A 2702-nucleotide genomic window follows, 5' to 3' on the forward strand; every position below is an offset into this window, starting at 1 on the left:
TGGTGCAATTTGCGACGTTTCCCTGCACGACAGTGCAGCTGGGCGATCTTCTACAGGTATTGAGTGAGTGATATGGCGGGTAGACCCCGCCCACAAAAAAGGCCTCTTTCGAGGCCTTTTGCATGTCAGCGACTCAACGCTTGAGCCCGTAGCTCTCGTCGAGCATGCCCGGCGAATTCGGCGCCTTCGGCGCGTAGTCACGCGGCACCTCGGCGGTGTCCTTCGGCGGGGTCAGGCGATCGCGCGGGCCTTGCGCGGTTTCCGAATGCAGCGCGGCCAGCAGGCGTTGACGGGTCAGCTCGTCCAGGGCCAGGCGGTTGGCGCCGTCGGCCAGGTGGTCCTGAACGTCCTGGTAGCTCTGGGTCAGTTTCTTGACCAGCGACGCGGTGCTGTTGAAGTGGGTGACCACTTCGTTCTGGTAGTTGTCGAAGCGCTGCTGGATGTCATCCAGCTGGCGTTGGGTGTTGCTCGGCGCCGCATTGGGCAGCAGGCGGGCCAGCGCGAAACCGACGCCGACGCCGACAACCAGGGCCAGGGTCGGCAGCAACCAAACAAGGAGCGAGTGTTCCACGAGTCCTTCCTCTATAAACGGCTTTGCTTTACGTTAACGGCTCAGACCTGCGCTGTATACCGCGAGCGATCGCAAATCAGAACAGAATTCCTCAGCTAGACGAGTCGACCCTTCCCGAGGTCACGGAGTAGTGCCTTGCTTATCCGCGAAACACCCTTGTTCATCGATGGCCCGTGCGGTCCGCTGGAAGCCTTGTACCTGGACGTGGCCGACGCCCGCGGCGCGGTGCTGATCTGCCACCCCAACCCGGTCCAGGGCGGCACCATGCTCAACAAGGTGGTCTCGACCCTGCAACGCACCGCCCGCGACGCCGGCTACGTCACCCTGCGCTTCAACTACCGCGGTGTCGGCCAGAGCGCGGGTAGCCACGACATGGGCACGGGCGAGGTAAACGACGCCGAGGCCGTGGCGGCCTGGCTGCGTGAGAAGCACCCCGAACTGCCGCTGGTGCTGATGGGGTTCTCCTTCGGCGGCTTCGTCGCCACCAGCCTGGCCGGGCGCCTGGAGGCGGACGGAGTCGAGCTGCAGCAACTGTTCATGATCGCGCCGGCGGTCATGCGCCTGACCGAGCAATTCCCTCTGCCCGCGCGCGTCCGGCTCACTATCATTCAGCCGGACACCGACGAAGTGGTCGATCCGCAGTTGGTGTACGACTGGTCCAGCGCTCTGTCGCGCCCCCATGAGCTGCTGAAAGTGGCAGAATGCGGACACTTCTTCCATGGCAAGCTGACCGATCTGAAGGATCTGCTGCTGCCGCGCCTTTCGAACTGAGCCAAGCCAGAATAAGCGAACACCCATGACCACGCGCATCCTTACCGGTATCACCACCACCGGCACCCCGCACCTGGGCAACTACGCCGGCGCCATCCGCCCGGCGATCCTCGCCAGCCAGCAGCCCGGTGTCGACTCGTTCTACTTCCTGGCCGACTACCACGCGCTGATCAAGTGCGACGACCCGCAGCGCATCCAGCGCTCGCGCCTGGAAATCGCCGCTACCTGGCTGGCCGGCGGCCTGGATCCGGACAAGGTCACCTTCTACCGCCAGTCCGACATCCCCGAGATCCCCGAGCTGACCTGGCTGCTGACCTGCGTCGCCGCCAAGGGCCTGCTCAACCGCGCCCATGCCTACAAGGCTTCGGTGGACAAGAACGTCGAGGCCGGCGAAGACCCGGATGCCGGCGTGACCATGGGCCTGTTCAGCTACCCGGTACTGATGGCCGCCGACATCCTGATGTTCAACGCCAACAAGGTGCCGGTAGGCCGCGACCAGATCCAGCACGTGGAGATGGCCCGCGACATCGGCCAGCGCTTCAACCACCTGTTCGGCCAGGGCAAGGACTTCTTCGCGCTGCCGGAGGCGGTGATCGAGGAAAGCGTGGCCACCTTGCCGGGCCTGGACGGTCGCAAGATGTCCAAGAGCTACGACAACACCATCCCGCTGTTCACCAGCGCCAAGGACATGAAGGACGCCATCTCGCGTATCGTCACCGACTCCAAGGCACCGGGCGAGGCCAAGGATCCGGACAACGCGCACTTGTTCACCCTGTTCCAGGCCTTCTCCACGCCGGCGCAATGCGCCGCGTTCCGCGAAGAGCTGGTGCAAGGCCTGGGCTGGGGCGAGGCCAAGCAGCGCCTGTTCCAGCTGCTCGACGGCCAGCTGGCCGAAAAGCGCGAGCACTATCACCAGCTGATCTCGCGCCCGTCGGATCTGGAGGACATTCTCCTTGCCGGCGCCGCCAAGGCCCGCAAGATCGCCACGCCGTTCCTCGAGCAGCTGCGCGAGGCGGTTGGCCTGCGCTCGTTCCGCACGGCGGTCCAGGCCAGCAGCGAAGTGAAGAAAAAGGCCGCCAAGACTGCCCGCTTCGTCAGTTTCCGCGATGAAGACGGCAGCTTCCGCTTCCGCCTCCTGGCCGCCGATGGCGAGCAACTGCTGCTGTCGCGCAGCTTCGCCGATGGCAAGAGCGCGGGTGCGGTGAGCAAGCAACTGCAGCAAGGTGGCGAGGCCGATGTGCGGGTCGAGGGCCTGAGCTTCAGCCTGTGGCTGGAGGGCGAGCAGGTTGCCGACGGGCCGCAGTTCGAGGCCGCCGAGGCCCGTGACGCGGCCATCGCAAGCCTGCGCGAGGCCCTGGCG

Annotated in this window: 3 protein-coding genes; 2 read left to right on the forward strand and 1 reads right to left on the reverse strand. The window is 65.2% G+C overall.

From position 1 onward, the window contains the following. Positions 1 to 133: 133 nt before the first annotated feature. Positions 134 to 571 carry a DUF1043 family protein gene (locus N5D48_RS25980; RefSeq protein ID WP_279888988.1) on the reverse strand — a complete coding sequence of 146 codons (438 nt, stop codon included), beginning with the start codon at positions 569 to 571 and terminating at the stop codon, positions 134 to 136. Positions 572 to 706: 135 nt separating this feature from the next. Here N5D48_RS25980 and N5D48_RS25985 point away from each other — a divergent pair, with 135 nt between their 5' ends. Both N5D48_RS25985 and N5D48_RS25990 read left to right on the forward strand, forming a co-directional pair. After that, the gene (locus N5D48_RS25985; RefSeq protein ID WP_279888989.1) at positions 707 to 1342 is read left to right on the forward strand and encodes an alpha/beta fold hydrolase; all 636 of its coding nucleotides are present in this window, start codon (positions 707 to 709) and stop codon (positions 1340 to 1342) included. 25 nt (positions 1343 to 1367) lie between these two features. Next, positions 1368 to 2702 (forward strand): tryptophan--tRNA ligase (locus N5D48_RS25990; protein WP_279888991.1); only part of this gene is annotated, 1335 nt, incomplete at its 3' end.

The sequence above is a fragment of the Pseudomonas sp. GD03858 genome, from assembly GCF_029840925.1.
In the GTDB taxonomy this organism is placed as follows: Bacteria; Pseudomonadota; Gammaproteobacteria; order Pseudomonadales; family Pseudomonadaceae; genus Aquipseudomonas.